Below are 17,812 nucleotides of genomic sequence, written 5' to 3'. Positions count from 1 at the left end.
AAACTCAAGCAGTTCAGAAGGGTCGCGACGCGCTTCGAGAAAACCGCCGAAAACTACCTCGCCGTCGTCACTATCGCGGCGACAATGCTATGGATCAGATAACTGTCCACACGACCTAGACAATCTCTCTATCCGGCGGCTGTGCTTTAGCCCGTTTCTCTCTTTTCGCCATCGCCAAAGGACAATCTCTCGTCCGCTCCTGTGGAAGACTTCACGTCACCGCAACGAGGAGATTGGACATGACTGCCGTTTTTGCCCGCCCCGCCTATCACGACGCGCTGTCGCGGCTCGCCGATCGTCATCTCCTGCGCGATCTCGCCTATGTCGGCGGCCGGTGGATCGCCGGGACCACGGGCAAGAGCTTCGCCGTGACCGATCCGGCTTCTTCGGCGACACTCACCTGGGTTGCGAGCCTCGGTGCGGAGGAGACGGCGGCGGCGATCGATGCCGCCTCCGAAGCTTTCACCGCCTGGCGCGCCATGCTGCCGCAGAGCCGCTCGGCGATCCTGCGGAAATGGCATGCGCTGATGCTCGCTGCCAAAGAGGATCTGGCGCTGATCATGACGCTGGAACAGGGCAAGCCGCTGGCCGAAGCGCGCGGCGAGATCGATTACGCTGCCTCCTTCATCGAATGGTATGCCGAGGAAGCCAAGCGGCTGAACGCCGAAAGCGTCACCAGCCATCTGGCCGGGGCGGAAATGATCGTCCGGCGCGAAGCGCTCGGCGTCGTCGGCGTCGTCACGCCCTGGAATTTTCCTTCCGCCATGCTCACCCGGAAGGCAGCCGCGGCACTCGCCGCCGGCTGCACGGTCGTCGCCCACCCCTCCTCGGAAACGCCGCTCTCTGCCCTCGCCCTTGCCGAACTCGGTGAACGCGCCGGCATTCCCGCCGGTGTCTTCAATGTGGTCACCGGCCATGCCGCAACGATCGTCGGACGCATGTGCGCCGATGTCCGCCTGCGCGCGATGAGCTTCACCGGCTCCACCGAGGTCGGCCGCCTGATCGCCGCGCAATGCGCGCCAACGATGAAGCGGCTGGTGATGGAGCTCGGCGGCCACGCGCCGCTGATCGTCTTCGACGATGCCGATGTCGCAAAAGCGGTCGAGATCGCCGTCGACGCCAAGTTCGCCACATCCGGCCAGGATTGCCTTGCCGCCAACCGCATCTTCGTCCAGCGGCGCATCGCCGATGCCTTCGCCAAGGCCCTTGCCGCCCGCATCGGCGAGCTGAAGGTCGGCGCAGGACTTGAGGATGGAAGCGAGATCGGGCCGCTGATGCATGAACGGGCCGTCGTCAAGGTTGAAGAGCAAGTTGCCGACGCGCTGGCGCAGGGCGCCCGGCTCGTCATCGGCGGCAGCCGCCATAAGGCCGGCCGGCTCTTCTATCAGCCGACGCTTTTGACGGATGTGCAGGCGAATGCGTTGATCATGCGTGAGGAGACTTTTGGGCCTGTGGCGGCGTTGACCACCTTCGATACCGAAGACGAGGTTGTCGCCCGCGCCAATGATAGCGAATACGGCCTCGTCGCCTATGTCATCACCGAGAACGGTGCCCGGCAGATGCGTCTCGGACGCGCGCTGGAATACGGCATGGTAGCGGTCAACCGCGTGAAAATCACCGGCGGCCCCATTCCCTTCGGCGGCTGGAAGCAGTCCGGCCTCGGCCGCGAGGGCTCGCGCCACGGGCTCGAGGCCTTCACCGAGCTCAAATATCTCTGCATCGACACCGCCGCCTGAGCACCCCATTTCAAGAAGAGGACAGGACATGCTCGACAAAAGCAACGAACTCACCGCTTGGGACCGCGATCACTTCTTCCACCCCTCGACCCATATGGGCATGCATGCGCGCGGCGAGACGCCGACCCGCGTCGTCGCCGGCGGCGAAGGCGTCTACATCACCGACACGAGCGGCCGCAAAAGCCTCGACGCCTTTGCCGGGCTTTATTGCGTCAATGTCGGCTACGGCCGTCAGAAGATTGCTGATGCGATCGCCGAACAGGCGAAGAACCTCGCCTATTACCACGCCTATGTCGGCCACGGCACGGAAGCCTCGATCGCGTTGTCGAAGATGATCATCGACCGCGCGCCCGATGGCATGAGCCGCGTCTATTTCGGCCTCTCCGGCTCGGATGCCAACGAGACCAACATCAAGCTTATCTGGTATTACAACAACATCCTCGGCCGGCCGGAGAAAAAGAAGATCATCTCCCGCTGGCGCGGTTATCACGGCTCCGGCGTCATGACCGGCAGCCTCACCGGTCTTGCACTCTTCCACAATGCCTTCGACCTGCCGCGTGCACCGGTCCTTCACACCGAGGCGCCCTATTATTTCCGCCGCTCCGACCGCTCGATGAACGAGGAACAGTTCTCGCAATATTGCGCCGACAGACTGGAGGAGATGATCCTCGCCGAAGGCCCTGATACCATCGCCGCCTTCATCGGCGAGCCGATCCTCGGCACCGGCGGCATCGTGCCGCCGCCGCAAGGTTACTGGCAGAAGATCCAGGCCGTGCTCGACAAATACGACATCCTGCTTGTTGCCGACGAAGTCGTCACCGGCTTCGGCCGTCTCGGCACGATGTTCGGCTCGGATCACTATGGGATGAAGCCGGACCTTATCACCATCGCCAAGGGCCTGACCTCCGCCTATGCCCCGCTTTCCGCCAGCATCGTTTCGAGCAAGATGTGGCAGGTGCTGGTGCGGGGTTCCGATGAATTGGGAGCGATCGGCCACGGCTGGACCTATTCCGCCCATCCAATCTGTTCTGCCGCCGGCATTGCCAATCTCGAACTGATCGACGAACTCGGCATCGTCGAAAATGCCGGCGCGACCGGCGCTTATTTCCGCTCGGAACTGGCAAGAGCCGTGGGCAGCCACCGCAACGTCGGCGACGTCCGCGGCGACGGCCTGATGGCGGCTATCGAGTTCATCGAGGACAGGGACGATCGAAAATTCTTCGATGCCGGGCGCAAGATCGGCCCGCAGGTCGCCGCCGCCCTTCTTGAACGCGGCGTCATCGGCCGCGCCATGCCGCAGGGCGACATCCTCGGCTTTGCGCCGCCGCTCTGCCTGACGCGTGAGGAGGCGGACATCGTCGTCAAGGCGACAGCGGATGCGATCGAAAGCGTTTTCAAGAACATCTGAGGAGAGGCCGCATGACGATCCCGGAAAAGATGGCAGCCGTTTTGCTCACCGGCCACGGCGGATTGGACAAGCTCGTCTACCGCACCGACGTGCCCGTCCCGGCGCCGGCGGAGGGCGAGGTGCTGATCCGCGTCACCGCCTGCGGCATGAACAATACCGACGTTTGGGTCCGTGAAGGAGCCTATGGCACCGAGGACGATCCCTCCGCAATCTCGACCTGGCGCAGGCAGGGCAATACGCTGACCTTCCCGCGCATCCAGGGCACCGATACGGTTGGCTATATCGTCGCAGTCGGCACCGCCGTCGATCCCGGCCGCATCGGCGAGCGCGTCATGGTCGACTTTTCGATCTATAATCGCGACGACGACAGTCTCGCCGACATCGACTACATGGGTCATGGCCGCGACGGCGGCTACGCCGAATATATGGCGCTGCCGGCCGAAAACGCTCATGTCGTTGCTACCGATCTGACCGATGTCGAGCTCGCCACCTTCTGCTGCGCCTATCTGACCGGCGAGCGCATGCTGGAACGGGCGCGGCTTGCCGCCGGCGAACGCGTCCTCGTCACCGGCGCCTCGGGCGGCGTCGGCTCGGCGATCATCCAGCTTGCGCGTGCCCGCGGCGCCATCCCGATCGCCGTCGCCGGTCACGGCAAGGAGGCGGCGATGCTCGACATCGGCGCCGAAGCTGTGGTGACCCGCGGCAAGGGCAATCTGGTCGAAGCCGTCCATTTCGTCAGCCGCGGCGAGCCGATCGATGTCATCGCCGATCTCGTCGGCGGGCCACTGTTCAACGATCTCCTGAAGATCCTGCGCCCCGAAGGCCGCTACACGACGGCCGGCGCCATTGCCGGCCCGGTCGTCCAGCTCGATCTCAGGACCATGTATCTGAAGCAGCTGGAGCTGCACGGATCGAGCCAGGGAAGCCGCGCCGACTTCCGCCGGCTCATCGGCTATATCGAAAGCCGCAAGATCCGGCCCCTCGTCGGTGGCGTCTATCCGCTGTCGGAATTCCATCGCGCCCAGACCGAGTTCATGGCGAAGAATTTCGTGGGCAAATTGGTCGTGGTGCCCAACCGAGGATAAGGCGAGATTCCGATCGCGCCGCTGGCGAACCTTATCGGCGTATCGGCGTTTTACGGCCATGAACAATCGTCGCGATCACATCGGCCATTCGTTGAACCAGGCAATCTGGGGCGTCTCTGCGGCCTTGAGGGAGGCGAAACCGCCGGTCGCGCCAGAAGGTCTCTGATGCCGGCTGCCAAGACGACATACCTGACCCCTGCCGAACTCGAAAAGATTCGCCGTGCTGTGGGCATTGCGCGGCTGATGGACACCGCAGTCCGACTGCCTTTCATCGGCGTACGGATCGGCGCCGATTCGGTGCTCGGTCTCCTCCCCGGCGTCGGCGACGTTGCCACGTCGCTCATCGGCCTTTACATTCTCAATGAGGCCCGGCGTCTCGGCGTTCCCAACCACAAGCTCGCACGCATGGCCGTCAATCTCGGCATCGATGCGGCCGGAGGGACGGTTCCGCTGGTCGGTGATCTCTTCGACGTCTATTTCAAATCGCATCGCCGCAACGTCGGTATCATCCTCGAACATTTCGGCATCAGCGAAGACGAGCTGAACCGGAGAATCTGAGCCGCTTGTCATGCTTCGCCGACCGAAGAAGCTGCGCGAGGCCTTTCGAACAGAACACGCCGCTGGCTCTCAACGTCTAAAGTTCAACCAAAGCGCCCGCCGTTTTCACGGCGTGATCGAGGACGAATTGCAGCTTGGCCGCGTGGGCAAAACCCGGCTCATCCGGCTGCCCTTTTTGCACGGCCTTTGCAAATCGCTGGAAATTGGTGATGACCGGTTCGACGTCTATCTTGCGCCAGATTGCCTTGTCGGCGTCAGGGCCTTCACAGACCCTGAGCGTCGAACCTTCAGGCGTATGCACCACCTCGAGCGCGCCCTTGTCTCCATGCAAGCGCAGGCGCAACTCGTTCAGATGGCCGGTCGCCCAGCGCGTCGCATGGATGACGCCGGCCGCGCCGTTTTCAAGCTCGGCCATCATCAGGAAACTGTCGTTGGCGTCGAGCTCATACTCGCCGATCCGGTTGCCAGGGCTCTTGTCGAACACCTTGAGGTGCGATGCCGCCGCCTTGACGTCGCTTCCCGCGGCAAAAACCGCGAAGTCGAGAATATGGATACCGACATCGCCGAGCACGCCATTGGAACCGTGCTTCGTCGACAGCCGCCAGAGCCATTGCGATTCCTTGGTCCAGTCGCCCCAGGCCTTTGAGACCAGCCAGCTCTGCAGATAGGACGCTTCGAAGTGACGGATCGCGCCAAGACGGCCGTCCAGCACCATCTTGCGGGCTGCCTGCAGTGGCGCGACATTGCGATAGGTCAGGTTTACCATCGTGACCTTGCCGGACGCCGCCGCGGCGTCGGCCATCTCCTTGGCTTCCCGGTAGGTGACCGCCAGCGGCTTCTCGCAGAGCACATGTTTGCCGGCGCCGAGTAACTTCATCGTCGTCGAATAATGCGCGCGATCCGGCGTGACATTGGTGACGGCGTCGAACTCTCCCCAGGCAAGGGCGTCATCGAGCGACGTGAAAGTCAGCGGGATACTATGCCTGAGCGCGAAGGCCCGCAGCCGGACCTCGTCCGTATCGACGGCAGCAACAAGTTTGACGCCGGCAATTTCCGAAAAATGCATGGCATGGGTGTTTGCCCATCCTCCGGTACCGAGAATGATCAAGCGCATTCTTTTGTCCTCATGGTTAATCCATCGAAGCGTGAGCGGCAGCGAGAGCATCGCGGCGTCTTGCGGGGCCGAACGAGCCACCGCCCGCCCACGGCATCTCACCTCTTAACGGTAACCGGCTTCGCCGGCCTGGTGCAGTCTCGGGCCGCGTTCGACGATCGGCTCCAGTGCTTTTTCTACCGGCACATTTGGAGCGTCGGTAATACTCGTCAACGATCCCTCAGGGTTATAAGCCCACTTGACGCTGTTGATCAGCACCTTCTGGATGGTGGCGTCGTGATAGGTCGGATAGGTCTCGTGGCCGGGGCGGAAATAGAAGACGTTGCCGGCGCCGCGCCGCCAGGTGAGGCCGGAGCGGAACACTTCGCCACCCTGGAACCAGGAGATGAACACCGTTTCCAACGGCTCCGGCACCGAGAACTGCTCGCCATACATTTCCTCGTTCTCGAGCTCGAAATGCTCGCCGATGCCGGCGGCGATCGGATGGCGTGGATTGATCGTCCACAGCCTCTCGCGCTCGCCGGCCTCGCGCCACTTCAGCGCGCAGGGCGTGCCCATCAGACGCTTGAATATTTTCGAGAAATGGCCGGAATGCAGCACCAGCAGGCCCATGCCTTCCCAGACGCGCTTTGCGACCCGCTCGACAACGACGTCGGAGACCGCACCGTGATCCTTGTGGCCCCACCAGGTCAGCACATCGGTTTCGGCAAGCCGGGCTTCGCTCAACCCATGTTCCGGCTCCTGCAGCGTCGCCGTCGTCGCCGAGATGCCGGGATCGGCATTCAGCGCATTGGCGATTGTCGTGTGCATGCCCTCGGGATAGATGCCGCGGACGATCTCATTGGTATTTTCGTGGATGTTTTCACCCCACACAACGGTGCGTATGGTCACGTCGTTTTCTCCTTGTCATTAAAACGGATCGAGCTTTGGGAGGAACGTCGATCCTGGGAAGGTCAGGCAGCCTGCATGGATTGACGCTCGAGCGCCCGGCCCGAATGGTCGAAGCGGTGGACGTGGCCGGCATCCGGCGCAAGGCCAAGCGTCTGCCCCGGCTCGTGACGGGAGACACCGGTTTCCCGCACGATGAGCGGCTCGTCTGCCCCGATATCCACATAGACGAAGCTATCGGAGCCGAGGATTTCCGAATGGATGACCGTGCCGCTCCAAACCGGCGACTCGGGCGCGACGCGAACATGCTCCGCGCGCACGCCGATCGTATGGCTACCATAGGGCTCCGCCAGTCCGGCCGATAGGAAATTCATTTTCGGCGAGCCGATGAAGCCGGCTACGAAAAGCGAATTGGGGCTTTCATAAAGCTCCAGCGGCGTGCCGATCTGCTCGACGACGCCGTCCCGCAACACGCAGATCCGATCGGCGAGCGTCATCGCCTCGACCTGATCATGCGTCACATAGATCATCGTCGTGTTGTGCATGCTGCGATGAAGCTTCGCGATTTCCAGCCTCGTCGCGACGCGAAGCGCCGCATCGAGATTGGACAGCGGCTCGTCGAAGAGAAAGACCTTGGGATCGCGAACGATCGCCCGGCCGATTGCGACGCGCTGACGCTGTCCGCCGGAAAGCTGCCGCGGCAAGCGCTCAAGGTACGATGAGAGCTGCAGCATGCCGGCCGCCTGTTCAACGCGCTGGCGGCACTCGTCCTTGGTACGGCCTGACAGTTTCATGCCGAAAGCCATATTGTCGAAAACCGTCATATGCGGATAGAGCGCGTAGGACTGGAACACCATGGCGATCCCTCTCTTCGAGGGCGCGTGCTGGTTCACCATCTTGCTGTCGAAGGAAAGGGTCCCCGACGTAATGTCCTCAAGGCCGGAGATAAGCCTGAGCAGCGTGGATTTGCCGCATCCCGACGGCCCCACGAACACCATGAACTCACCGCGGCGGATGTCCATCGTCACGCCCTTGATGACTTCGAAAGCGCCGAAGCGCTTGCGAATGTTCTCCAGTCGTATCTCTGCCATGTCCTACTCCCTCACCCCTTGACGCCGCCGGCGGTCAGCCCCGAAATGATCCGGCGCTGGAATATCAAAACGAGCACCACAACCGGCACGGTGACGATCACCGAAGCCGCCATGATGTTGCCCCAGGGGATTTCGAATTCGCTGTTGCCCGAAAGCAGGGCGATGGCGACCGGCACGGTTCTCTGCGTATCCGACGATGTGAAAGTCAGCGCAAAAAGGAACTCGTTCCATGCGGTGATGAAGGCGAGCAGCCCTGTTGTCACCAGCGCCGGCCACATCAGCGGCATGAACACCTGGGTGACGATGACCCATGGCGAGGCGCCATCGACGATCGCCGCCTCCTCGATCTCGATCGGCAATTCACGCATGAAGGTCGTCAGCACCCAGACGGTGAACGGCAGCGTGAAAATCATGTAGGAAAAGATCAGCGCGAAGGGCGTGTTGAAGATGCCGATCCAGCGAATGAGTTCGAAGAGGCCGGCAAGAACGGCAATCTGCGGAAACATCGACACCGAGAGGATGGTCAGCATCAAGAGCGCCCGACCTCGGAAATGCACCCGCGCCAAGGCGAATGAGGCGGTGACCGAAAGCAACAGTGACGCTGAAACCACGACGCAGGCGATCATCGCGGAATTTGCAAGACTGCGGACGAACCCGCCCTGGCCCATCACGGACGTATAGTTGCCGAACGAGATCGAGGTCGGCCAATAATCGACTTTGAAGAGGGCCGTGCCGGTCTTCAGGCTCGTGAGGATCGCATAGTAGAACGGAAAGACCGCAATGATGACGATGATCGTGACGAGCAGGTAGAAGAGCGTATTCTTGGTGATCGACAGCAGCATCAGCGTTCCTCCCCGCCGAGCCTGACGCGGCCGAGCCAGATATAGAAGACGGTGACGGAGGCAATGATCAGGAAAAGCACCGTCGAGGCGGTAGCGCCATAGGCGAACTTGTCGAAGTCAAACAGGTTCTCGCGCGCCATGACCGACATGGTCTTCGTCTGCGCATTGTTCGGCGTCAGAACATAGATCAAATCGAAGATGCGCATCGCATCCAGCATCCGGAATATCACCGCAACCATGATGGCCGGCCGGATCAGCGGTAGCGTCAGACGCCAGAACACCTTGACCGGATTGACGCCGTCGATCTTGGCGGCCTCATAGATATCGCCCGGAACCATCTGCAGTCCGGCAAGGATCAGCAGCGCCATGAAGGGCGTCGTCTTCCAGACGTCGACGATCAGCACGGCGACCATCGCCGTCTCTGGATTGGCGGTCCAGGCAATCTTCTCAGTGATAAGGCCGAAGCCGAGCAGGATGTCGTTCAGGATACCGAATTGGTCGTTGAGCATCCAGGCCCACATCTTGGCCGAGACGATCGTTGGGATCGCCCACGGAATGAGGATTGCGGCCCTTACGATCCCGCGCCCGACGAACCGTGCGTTCAGCACCAGCGCGACGATCAGCCCGAGCACGGTCTCGATCACCACCGAGAGGAGGGTGAATTTGGCGGTGTTCCAGACCGCCTTCCACCAGACCGGATCGGCAAGCAGCCCACGAAAGACGGTCCTGCCGCTCTTCAGCGTCACCCACGACAGATAGTTGTCAAAGCCGACGAACCGAGCATTGCCGAGATCGTTGAGCGACGCATTCGTAAAGCTGAAATAGATCGTTCTGAACAGCGGCCATCCGGCGACGATTGCCAGGATCAGCAGCGTCGGCGCCAGAAACAGCCAAGCCGATCGAATGCGCTCGGATCGCAGCTCCGTAGAGGCTCTGAGAATGGAAACCCTTGGTTCAACTGCTTGCGGAATTACGATTTCGGTCATGAAACGCCTATCCCCGTTCGCTCGTCCGAAGACTGGACCGGCGGCCTGAGGCCGCCGGTCGGAAACCTCACCAGGCGTCGCCCTTGAGGGTCGTGAGGTCGGCTTCGAGAAGCTCGAGGTTCTCGGCAGCCGAACCGCTGCCGGACAGCGTGTTATGCGCCGCCGTCCAGAACTTCGAAGACACCTCGTTGTACTTCACCTTGGCCGTCGCCGAAGGACGCGGCACCGCGTCCTGGAAGATCGGTTTCCAGTTCGGCATGAAGGGCTGTGCGGCGGCAACATCCTTGTCGCCATAAAGGTCGGTCAATGTCGGCAGATTGGACAGCTCGACGGCACGCGCCTTCTGAACCTCTTTCGATGCCATGAATTTTACGAGCGCGATGGCCGCGTCCTGCTTTTCGGAATATTTCGAAACCGCCAGATTCCAGCCGCCAAGCGTCGAGGAAGGCTTGTCGCCGGCCGCCGCCACCGGCAGCGTCATGACGTCGAACTTGCCCTTCACGGCGCTGTCGGCACCATTGCCGAGGGAATAGGCATAGGGCCAGTTGCGCATGAAGACGGCGTTGCCGGTCTGCCAGACGCCGCGCGATTCTTCTTCCTGATAGGCAAGCACGCCGGGCGGTGAAATCGTACCGATCCAGCTCTTGGCGCGGTCAAGCGCTGCCGCCGCCTTCTCGTTGTTGATCGAGATCGTCCCGTCCGGCTCGACGATCTGGCCGCCACCCGACGACTTTACCCATTCCAGCGCGTTGCAGGTCAGCCCTTCATAGGAATTGCCCTGGAAGACGTAGCCCCAGATGTCCTTCTGTCCGGCCTGGCGTTCCTTGTCCTGAACCTCTTTGGCCGTTGCGGCCATCTCGTCCCAGGTCTTCGGCGGCTGCTTGCCGTATTTCTCCAGCAGGTCCTTTCGGTAAAACAGCGCCGGCGCGTCGGTAAACAACGGCAGCGCCACCAGCCGGCCATTGACCGTCTGCGAGGCAATGATCGACGGGAAAAACTGGCCGGCCACATCCTTGGTGGCCTCCTTGAGATCGATGAACTGATCGGCAAGCTGCGGCGCCCAGATGACGTCGGTCTGATAGACGTCGATGTCCTTGTTTCCAGCGGCGAGCCACAGGCGATATTGAGAGAACTGCTCGCTGCTCGAGGACGGCATCGTGACGAGCTTGACCTGATTGCCGGTCTCCTTCTCGAAAATTGCCAGTTGCTTGTTGAGGAATTCGACGTTTTTCCCCGTCGTGTTGGCGGCAAATGAAATCTCGGCGGCACGGATCGGACCGGCGACTGCGATGGCGACTGCGAGCGCGGAAAAGCCTAATGCAAACTGTTTCATGATCTCCTCCCAGAAATTGAAATCGATTTGGCTCGCAGAACATTGCAGAAGGCCTTGGCCGCGTCAATACGCCAACTGAACACTTTTCAGTTGCAGATTACGCGACTTCCAACACTATATACACTTTAAAAGAAAACCTATGGCCTTTGCACGCGACGCATCCAGCCGCCAAATTTGAAATCGATTTCAATCATACTTGAATTGGATATTTGCCCGTTGCGTACCGCCAACACATCGTCCATTGATTGCCCAGATAAAGAAGACACCGATGAAACTTCGTGAATTCGCAAAGCAGCTTGGGCTTTCTCCGACGACGGTCAGCCGTGCGCTCAGCGGCTACCCGGAGGTGAGCGAAGCCACGCGCGCCCGGGTTGCAAGCGAAGCAATGCGGCTCGGCTATCGTCCCGACATCAATGCCGTGCGCCTGAAGACCGGACGAGCCGGAGCGATAGGCGTTATGATGGGACGTTCGGGAGAAATTCATTTCGCTGAATTCGTGTCGGGAATGGCGCAGCGCCTGGAAACGGCCGATACGGATATTCTCATCACACCCATCACCGCTCACAATGATGACGACGAGATCCAGGCCTATCGACGCCTGGTCGAAAGCCGCCGGGTGGATGCCGTGATCATTCATTCGCCACGCCCCCAGGACCCTCGGATCGAGATGCTGAACAGCCTCGGCGTGCCTTTCCTGGTTCACGGCCGCTCGGACACCGAGCACGTTCATGCTTGGCTCGACATCGATAATGACGGTGCCGTGCGCAGGTCCACCGAACACCTGCTCGATCTCGGGCACCGCCGCATCGCCATGATCAACGGCCTCAGGGGCAAGACCTATTCCATCCATCGCGAACAGGGTTTTCGGATTGCCCATCAGGAGCGTGGACTCATCGCCGATCCCAACATGATGGTCTGCGATAAATTCTCCGACGAGAGCGGCTTTCGCCATGCCCGCTCCTTCCTCGAGAGAGCGAATGCGCCGACCGCCATCGTCGCCGGTTCCACGATGACGGCGCTTGGCGTTTACCGCGCCATCCGCTCGCTTGGGATGACGGTCGGGCGGGACGTCTCCGTTATCGCCCATGACGACGTCTTCCCTTATCTGACGGCCGAAAATATGGTGCCGTCACTCTCGACAACGCGATCCTCCATGCGTGCTGCGGGCACACGTTGCGCCGAGCTGACGCTGCAGCTTATTGCGGGACGCGCCGCCGAGGAAATCCACGAATTATGGCCGGTCGAACTGATCCTCCGAGAAAGCACTGCGGCCCCGCGCTGACAGATACGGAACTCCGCTTCAGCGGGAGATGGCAACGCGCGCGGCACCTCTCGCACCAGATCTGCGAACAAGCCGGCGATTAGAGTAAGGTTTGCCGGACGGGCCAACCGACTGCGTTGTCGCCGAAGTCCATTAGCCGGCATTTCGCCTTACCCCGCCATTCGCCCTGACGAGCGCCATCAACATCGGGCCGATCGCAAATTCGCCCCTTTCGGTCCTGCGGGTGAGATCGCGAAGATAACCGCCGGGCGAGTTGATATGCCCTCCTCGTTCCAGGATGCAGGCGATCACAGTGGCGGCGTTTTCCGGCCCCATGCCGGCACAGGCGTCCTCATAAGCCGAGGGGCTGACGCCGAGCATCGAGCGCACGACGACGGCGGCCGACATCAGGTCGCGCCAATTGCCGATCGCGCCACCCGGCCCATAGTCGAGAATGGCGGGGCAGGCCTGCAGGACGAGGCCGAGCGGGAAGGATTTTAGGCTGTGGCCGGCGACAGGATTGGCCGCACCCGGCCCCTTGCCACCTGGTCCCGTGGAAGGCCTCGGCGGTTTCAGCCTTTGTGCATCCAACGGCTCGGCCATCCCTTCGTTGTTTGCCAGTGCCTTTTCGCCCTGCTTCGTTTCGAAGCTTGGTTCAAGTTCAGAATTGGATTCGGGGTTTGAATTCTGTTTGTGGCGCTCAATTTGAGACTCATTGGCGTTCATTTTTTCTATTTTTATCTGCCTTTCCAGCAGGTTGACGGCCTCGTCGCGCAACAGCGCCATCTCGTAGAGCAGCGATGCCAGTTCTTCGATGCACGCCACCCGCGGGATCCTTGCGACAAGCGCACGAAACATCACGGTCATCTCTTCCCAGTCACCGGGAACCGCTTCGTCGATGGCCGCCGAAATCAGCTTGGAGATATCGCGCCGGCAGACCGTCAGGCGTTCTCTCGTCGCCCGGAGCAGCTCCCGGTCGGCAATTACCTGGGCCGCCAGGTTTTCAATCTCGACCGCACGGGCCAAAAGCGGCGCGACGCTGAAGCCGAAGGCTTCGCCGATCGCCCCTGCCCTGTCGCGGCGGGCATAGCGTTTCCCGTTCGGACTGTCCTTGCGCAGGATCAGGCCGGCCTCGACCAGGACGGCCAGGTGCCGCCGCAGCGTCGCCGGCGTCATGCCGCGGGCGCGCAGCGATAGCTGGGCATTCGAGGGAAAGACGATCAGGCCCCTCTCCTCGGAGATTTCATCGTCGGGATAGAAGGTCAGCAGCGCGTCGAGCACCGTCAGCGCCCGATCGGTCACGCCGAGCGCCGGGCGCGCCTCGCAGATCGCCCGGAACAGCTTCCACTTGCTGCGCTTCATCCCCGGCTCGATCGTCTCGGCCAGTTGCTGGCTTGCCAGCATGCCAAGCGACATCGGCCGCCGCCCAAAGGGCGTCGTCACATATCCACTCTCCATTTGCCTTCACCTTCGTTCAGGCAAAAGAAAACCATCCACCAATTTGGTGCCTAAGACGCTTGACTGTGATTCGTGGAAATGCGATTCTCGATGTGCTTAAGATCTGAGAAGGGCTTCCACGACGGCGTCGTTGGGGGCCTTTTTCTTTTGCGCGCTACGCTCCTCTGTGCTTCTTGAATTCCTGGAATAGGTCTTGCAGCCGTTCCTGGACGAATTGATCGAAACCCGGCGCGGTCTTGCCGTCGAAGACGAAAGTAGCGCCGGCTGCTGTCTTCTTGATCATCACAGGAACGCCGCTGACTTCGGTTTTGGCCACCGCCGGCTTTGGCGTGGCCGTCTTCTTCGTCGCCAGAACCAATGCCCGGTGGAAGCGTTCGTCGCTCGAAATCTTGCGTGCGTCGTCCGCGGACAACTCCGCGATGATCGTCCCGACGTCGGCTTTCTCCAGTCGCTCGCCCAGCTCCAGCCAGCGGCGGCGGCCGATCTCGGGCGCAGCACCGATGGCGTTGATGAGGTCGAGCGGCACCTGCCGCATGACGATCAGCATTCTCGACAGCGCCGCTTTGTCGACACTGAGCGCCGCCATGATGACATCCCGGCCGAAGCCGCGTTCCTCGAGCCGCGACGCGAAGAGCGCGCGCTCGATATAGGAGAGATTGGTGCGGGCGCTGTTTTCCTGCCCCTGGCTGACGACCAGCTGGTCATCCGTGAGATCGCGCACGACCGCACGAACCTTGATGCCGAGGTCTCGGATGGCCGCCAGCCGTCGATGGCCGTAGGCGACCTGATAACGTCCCTTGGCTTCAGGATGCGGGCGCACGAGGATCGGAACCTGCTGCCCGTGTTCGCGGATCTGCTCGACGAGCTCGCTAAGACCGGACGCGTCGATCGCCAGGCGGTCGCTGACGAAGGAGGCGTCGATCAGGCCTGGGTCGAGCTCGATTATCATCTGGCCCGCCGCCAGCTGCCGTTCCAGCTCGCCCGCTCGCTCCATCTTTTCGGTGATGTTGCCGAGCGTCTTCGTAATGCCGCCGACCGGCCCGCCGACACGCTCCTGCGGCACGAAGCCGGCGATCGGACGATTGTCGCGTGGCGCGACCGCTTCCACCCTTGCCGGGCTCGGAGCGGAGATTTCGATGAGATTCTTGCGCGCCATTTCTATCTCCTTCCCCAGGTGGAGCGAATATGCGCTTCGATCTCACCATTCACGAGGTTCAGCGACTCCAGCGCCCGGTCATAGGTTCCGCGCGTGAATTGCGACCGCTCGACCTCATAAAGGGTTTGCTTGGTGACGCCGGCGTCGGCGACCGCGGTCGATTTCACCATGGCGTTGTGGAGCATGCGGTTGCCGAAGATCGCCCGCATGAAGCCGGTCATCTGGCTCTGCGGTCCGTCATTCGGCTCGAACCGCGTCACGAGATAGCGCATCCAATCATAGCTGGTGCGCCCGCCGGCCCTCTCGACGACCGACATGAGTTCGCTCGTCATCGTCAGGAACTGCGACATCGACATGACGTCGAGCATCTGCGGGTGGACCGTGATCAAGACCGAAGTCGCCGCGCAGAGCGCCGACATTGTCAAGAAACCAAGCTGCGGCGGGCAGTCGATGACCACGATGTCGTAGAGGCTTTCGATGTCGGTCAGCACCTCGCCGATGCGGGCGAAGAACATCGTCTCCGCCGTGCCGGACGCCATCGCCTTCGGCGTCTCGTGCTCGAATTCCATCAGCTCGAGATTGCCCGGAATGAGATGCAGATTGGGCGTATAGGTGGCGCGCACGATATCGGCGATCGGGCGCGGTTCTTCATAGCGGATCGCACCGTAGATCGTCTCGCCCTCGCCGACGTCGAACTCCGGCTGGTGACCGAACAGCGCCGACAGCGATGCCTGCGGATCGAGATCGACGGCGAGCACGCGGTAGCCGCGCAGCGCCATGAACTGCGCCAGATGTGCCGCCGTGGTGGTCTTGCCCGAGCCGCCCTTGAAATTCATGACGGAGACGATCTGGAGCTTCTCGCCGGCTCTGCGGGCCGGCACATATTTCGGCGTGCCGTTGCGCTCGTCGAGGACCCGGCGAATGCGGTCCATGTCGGATGCGCTGTAAAGCCGACGTCCGTTTGGCAGCGGATCCGGTCCGTGGCCATCGGCCGCCACCTGCCTGAGATAACCTTCACCGATGCCGATGAAGGCTGCGGCTTCCGCCGGCGAGAAGGTCCTGATCGTCTTCTGGGAAAGCGGCGGAAAGATTTTCGCCTGATGCTGCTGAAGCTGATAGGACAACTCCTTCGCATCTGTTGCCAGAAGCGACGGGAGATGCTCTTGATCGTCTTGAAGAGCAAGACTCGGCTGCATGATTGTTTTCCCAAGTAACTGCGCAATTTTGAACGAAAGCGCTTCAGTTGCGCAGTTACTATATGCCGCGATTCGTGACCGAATTACAAACGCTTAACCAAACCACGCCTCGACCCACACCGAACGGGTTCCGGAATCCGGCAAATTCGCGGACAGACCGGCGGGTGATTCGCATCCGCGCGAGGGCCGAAGGGCAAGGCCTATGCCATCGGTTATGCACATGAAATTCATGAAATTTTTGCGAGGCCGCGGGCGGAATGGAAAGGCCCGAGCCGACTATTGCCCGTCATCCTTCAGATAGTTGTTGCCGTTGATCACCAGAAGCCCATCCGAACCCTTGTCCGGCTCGAAAATGCTCAGGCTCTCCGTCTTACCGGTCGCGTCAGTCAGATCGAGGCGATAGCCGGAAAGCCTATAGCGTCCGCTGGAGCCGGGCCGATCGCCTGACGCGGTCACACCCGTCCGCGACTCGCCGATTTCGTTCGTCATTGAGACGCCAGACCAGCGGCTGCGTTCGAAAGTGCCGTTTTTATGCAGCGTCAGCGTATTGCTGGAGGCGACCGATCCCGACGAGGTCGCGGTCATGCCGCTCGAAGCGAAGTTGTAGACCCATTCGCCGTCGAGCGTGGCGCCATCCTCGAATGGCGGCACCGCACGATACTCGTCTTCGTCGATCACCAGGTCGTCGCCTTTTTTCGAAAATGGCTTCGTCTCGATCTCGATCGTGCCGTAGGCAGAGGTGACGCTGCGCGTTTCGATCGATCCGGCGGCGGTGAAGAAGCCACCGCCGATGAGTTTATAAAGGCCGCAGTCGGAGGGGTTTTCCGTGCAGTGCTCGGTCATGCTGCGGCCGCCCTTCGGCAGCTCCGTGCTGAACAGGCCCTTCGGATCGAACATGGTGATCTCGCTATCGGAATAGAAATCCACGCCGCCGAAGAGATTGGGGCGGACACCGGTATCGAGATGGGTGAAGACGCCATCGAGCCCGCCGTCGTCGCTCGCGGGAGCAAGATCGAAATCCTTGTCCGAAGGGTCAAGCTTCACCGAACGCACGAGAGCCTCGAACTCGGCCTCGGCGCTTTGGCTTCCGTCGCCTTTGAGGTTCAAGAGCACGAGCTGCAGATAGGCCTGCCGCTCGTCATTGGCGATGCCGACGACGATCTGGCTGATGCTGACATTCTTCTGCTGGACGCAGCAGCGTTCCTCCACGCGGATATCGTGGCCGTTTATCGTGACGCCATAATACTTAATCAGAATATCTTCCTTGGCCATGTCGGGCAGCGTTGCGACAAAGGTCTTCATCCCGGCCGGAAGGGAATTGCGCCCTCCCGCAAGCGGCTTGGATATCTGGATCAGAGCGCTGCCGCGCTTGTCATCCCCGGTTTCGGGAAAATCCTTCTGCAGCATGAAAAGATCGCCCTTGCCGGCCTTCCTCCAGCCGGAAGCGGCATCGGGCAGCGTCACCGTCAGCCCCCCAATATCGGCGGGCGCGGCAAACGCCTGCGGGCAGGATAGAAGGCAGAAGAGAACAACAACGTGTTCCAAGACCGATTTAATCCCACGGATCCGCCCGCCGTCCCTATTGCCCATGCGCCCCTCCCCTGCCGTTTCGGCGACCGCCGGCGGGATTTGGAGCTGGACCGGAGCTTTTCAACCCTGGGCTTCATGAAGATTTATTTGAATGTGCCGCGCGCCGCAAA

The 17,812-nt window shown here is 61.4% G+C and carries 15 protein-coding genes and 1 pseudogene; 6 read left to right on the top strand and 10 right to left on the bottom strand.

Annotated elements, in window-relative coordinates:
• From EFR00_RS16115 to EFR00_RS16095, 5 genes and pseudogenes are all read left to right on the top strand, one after another.
• Positions 1 to 102: pseudogene (locus tag EFR00_RS16115) on the top strand (IS5/IS1182 family transposase); the annotation flags it as partial.
• Positions 103 to 239: 137 nt separating this feature from the next.
• Positions 240 to 1,736, top strand: coding sequence for an NAD-dependent succinate-semialdehyde dehydrogenase (locus EFR00_RS16110; protein ID WP_077989152.1), 1,497 nt, complete (start codon positions 240 to 242; stop codon positions 1,734 to 1,736).
• Between the two features lie 28 nt (positions 1,737 to 1,764).
• Complete coding sequence (locus EFR00_RS16105; RefSeq protein ID WP_077989151.1) at positions 1,765 to 3,144, top strand: aspartate aminotransferase family protein; 1,380 nt, start codon at positions 1,765 to 1,767, stop codon at positions 3,142 to 3,144.
• An 11-nt stretch (positions 3,145 to 3,155) separates the two neighbouring features.
• Entirely contained in the window at positions 3,156 to 4,229 is a 1,074-nt protein-coding gene (locus EFR00_RS16100) for an alcohol dehydrogenase family protein (protein WP_077989150.1), read from the top strand.
• 165 nt (positions 4,230 to 4,394) lie between these two features.
• The gene (locus EFR00_RS16095) at positions 4,395 to 4,787 is read left to right on the top strand and encodes a DUF4112 domain-containing protein (RefSeq protein WP_040112144.1); all 393 of its coding nucleotides are present in this window, start codon (positions 4,395 to 4,397) and stop codon (positions 4,785 to 4,787) included.
• Between the two features lie 76 nt (positions 4,788 to 4,863).
• Here EFR00_RS16095 and EFR00_RS16090 read toward each other — a convergent pair whose 3' ends face one another.
• The 6 genes from EFR00_RS16090 to EFR00_RS16065 all read right to left on the bottom strand — a co-directional run bounded on the left by EFR00_RS16090 (position 4,864) and on the right by EFR00_RS16065 (position 11,041).
• Positions 4,864 to 5,901 carry a Gfo/Idh/MocA family protein gene (locus EFR00_RS16090; protein ID WP_040112145.1) on the bottom strand — a complete coding sequence of 346 codons (1,038 nt, stop codon included), beginning with the start codon at positions 5,899 to 5,901 and terminating at the stop codon, positions 4,864 to 4,866.
• Positions 5,902 to 6,006: 105 nt separating this feature from the next.
• Positions 6,007 to 6,792 (bottom strand): ThuA domain-containing protein, encoded by a 786-nt coding sequence (locus EFR00_RS16085; protein ID WP_077989149.1) that lies wholly within the window; start codon positions 6,790 to 6,792, stop codon positions 6,007 to 6,009.
• A 62-nt stretch (positions 6,793 to 6,854) separates the two neighbouring features.
• Complete coding sequence (locus EFR00_RS16080; RefSeq protein ID WP_077989148.1) at positions 6,855 to 7,880, bottom strand: ABC transporter ATP-binding protein; 1,026 nt, start codon at positions 7,878 to 7,880, stop codon at positions 6,855 to 6,857.
• Between the two features lie 11 nt (positions 7,881 to 7,891).
• On the bottom strand, positions 7,892 to 8,722 hold the full coding sequence (locus EFR00_RS16075) for a carbohydrate ABC transporter permease (protein WP_077989147.1): 831 nt from the start codon (positions 8,720 to 8,722) through the stop codon (positions 7,892 to 7,894).
• Positions 8,722 to 9,708 (bottom strand): carbohydrate ABC transporter permease, encoded by a 987-nt coding sequence (locus EFR00_RS16070; protein WP_077989146.1) that lies wholly within the window; start codon positions 9,706 to 9,708, stop codon positions 8,722 to 8,724. The genes EFR00_RS16075 and EFR00_RS16070 overlap by 1 nt, the downstream gene beginning before the upstream one ends.
• A 67-nt stretch (positions 9,709 to 9,775) precedes the next feature.
• Positions 9,776 to 11,041, bottom strand: coding sequence for an ABC transporter substrate-binding protein (locus EFR00_RS16065; RefSeq protein WP_077989145.1), 1,266 nt, complete (start codon positions 11,039 to 11,041; stop codon positions 9,776 to 9,778).
• A 268-nt stretch (positions 11,042 to 11,309) separates the two neighbouring features.
• On the opposite strand from EFR00_RS16065, the gene EFR00_RS16060 reads away from it, so the two are divergent.
• Positions 11,310 to 12,323, top strand: a complete 1,014-nt coding sequence (locus EFR00_RS16060; protein ID WP_009995482.1) for a substrate-binding domain-containing protein — start codon at positions 11,310 to 11,312, stop codon at positions 12,321 to 12,323.
• 132 nt (positions 12,324 to 12,455) lie between these two features.
• On the opposite strand, the gene repC is transcribed toward EFR00_RS16060, so the two are convergent.
• The 4 genes from repC to EFR00_RS16040 form a co-directional block, all read right to left on the bottom strand.
• Positions 12,456 to 13,760 (bottom strand): plasmid replication protein RepC, encoded by a 1,305-nt coding sequence (repC, locus tag EFR00_RS16055; protein ID WP_077989144.1) that lies wholly within the window; start codon positions 13,758 to 13,760, stop codon positions 12,456 to 12,458.
• Positions 13,761 to 13,914: 154 nt separating this feature from the next.
• Positions 13,915 to 14,916: a plasmid partitioning protein RepB gene (gene repB, locus EFR00_RS16050; RefSeq protein WP_077989143.1), complete on the bottom strand. Its 1,002-nt coding sequence runs from the start codon at positions 14,914 to 14,916 to the stop codon at positions 13,915 to 13,917.
• Between the two features lie 2 nt (positions 14,917 to 14,918).
• On the bottom strand, positions 14,919 to 16,112 hold the full coding sequence (gene repA, locus EFR00_RS16045) for a plasmid partitioning protein RepA (RefSeq protein ID WP_077989142.1): 1,194 nt from the start codon (positions 16,110 to 16,112) through the stop codon (positions 14,919 to 14,921).
• 276 nt (positions 16,113 to 16,388) lie between these two features.
• Positions 16,389 to 17,702: a hypothetical protein gene (locus EFR00_RS16040; protein WP_077989141.1), complete on the bottom strand. Its 1,314-nt coding sequence runs from the start codon at positions 17,700 to 17,702 to the stop codon at positions 16,389 to 16,391.
• Between the last annotated feature and the right edge of the window lie 110 nt (positions 17,703 to 17,812).

The organism is Rhizobium sophoriradicis, from assembly GCF_003939025.1.
GTDB classification, from domain to species: Bacteria; Pseudomonadota; Alphaproteobacteria; order Rhizobiales; family Rhizobiaceae; genus Rhizobium; species Rhizobium sophoriradicis.
The sequence above is the reverse complement of the archived record's forward strand: the minus strand, read 5'-3'. Positions and strand labels throughout refer to the sequence as shown.

Excerpts from the sequence above, each read along its gene's own strand:
- EFR00_RS16110 (WP_077989152.1), top strand. The coding sequence starts at position 240 with ATGACTGCCGTTTTTGCCCGCCCCGCCTATCACGACGCGCTGTCGCGG.
- EFR00_RS16105 (WP_077989151.1), top strand. The coding sequence starts at position 1,765 with ATGCTCGACAAAAGCAACGAACTCACCGCTTGGGACCGCGATCACTTC.
- EFR00_RS16100 (WP_077989150.1), top strand. The coding sequence starts at position 3,156 with ATGACGATCCCGGAAAAGATGGCAGCCGTTTTGCTCACCGGCCACGGC.
- EFR00_RS16095 (WP_040112144.1), top strand. The coding sequence starts at position 4,395 with ATGCCGGCTGCCAAGACGACATACCTGACCCCTGCCGAACTCGAAAAG.
- EFR00_RS16090 (WP_040112145.1), bottom strand. The coding sequence starts at position 5,901 with ATGCGCTTGATCATTCTCGGTACCGGAGGATGGGCAAACACCCATGCC.
- EFR00_RS16080 (WP_077989148.1), bottom strand. The coding sequence starts at position 7,880 with ATGGCAGAGATACGACTGGAGAACATTCGCAAGCGCTTCGGCGCTTTC.
- EFR00_RS16075 (WP_077989147.1), bottom strand. The coding sequence starts at position 8,722 with ATGCTGCTGTCGATCACCAAGAATACGCTCTTCTACCTGCTCGTCACG.
- EFR00_RS16070 (WP_077989146.1), bottom strand. The coding sequence starts at position 9,708 with ATGACCGAAATCGTAATTCCGCAAGCAGTTGAACCAAGGGTTTCCATT.
- EFR00_RS16065 (WP_077989145.1), bottom strand. The coding sequence starts at position 11,041 with ATGAAACAGTTTGCATTAGGCTTTTCCGCGCTCGCAGTCGCCATCGCA.
- EFR00_RS16060 (WP_009995482.1), top strand. The coding sequence starts at position 11,310 with ATGAAACTTCGTGAATTCGCAAAGCAGCTTGGGCTTTCTCCGACGACG.
- repC (WP_077989144.1), bottom strand. The coding sequence starts at position 13,760 with ATGGAGAGTGGATATGTGACGACGCCCTTTGGGCGGCGGCCGATGTCG.
- repB (WP_077989143.1), bottom strand. The coding sequence starts at position 14,916 with ATGGCGCGCAAGAATCTCATCGAAATCTCCGCTCCGAGCCCGGCAAGG.
- repA (WP_077989142.1), bottom strand. The coding sequence starts at position 16,112 with ATGCAGCCGAGTCTTGCTCTTCAAGACGATCAAGAGCATCTCCCGTCG.
- EFR00_RS16040 (WP_077989141.1), bottom strand. The coding sequence starts at position 17,702 with ATGGGCAATAGGGACGGCGGGCGGATCCGTGGGATTAAATCGGTCTTG.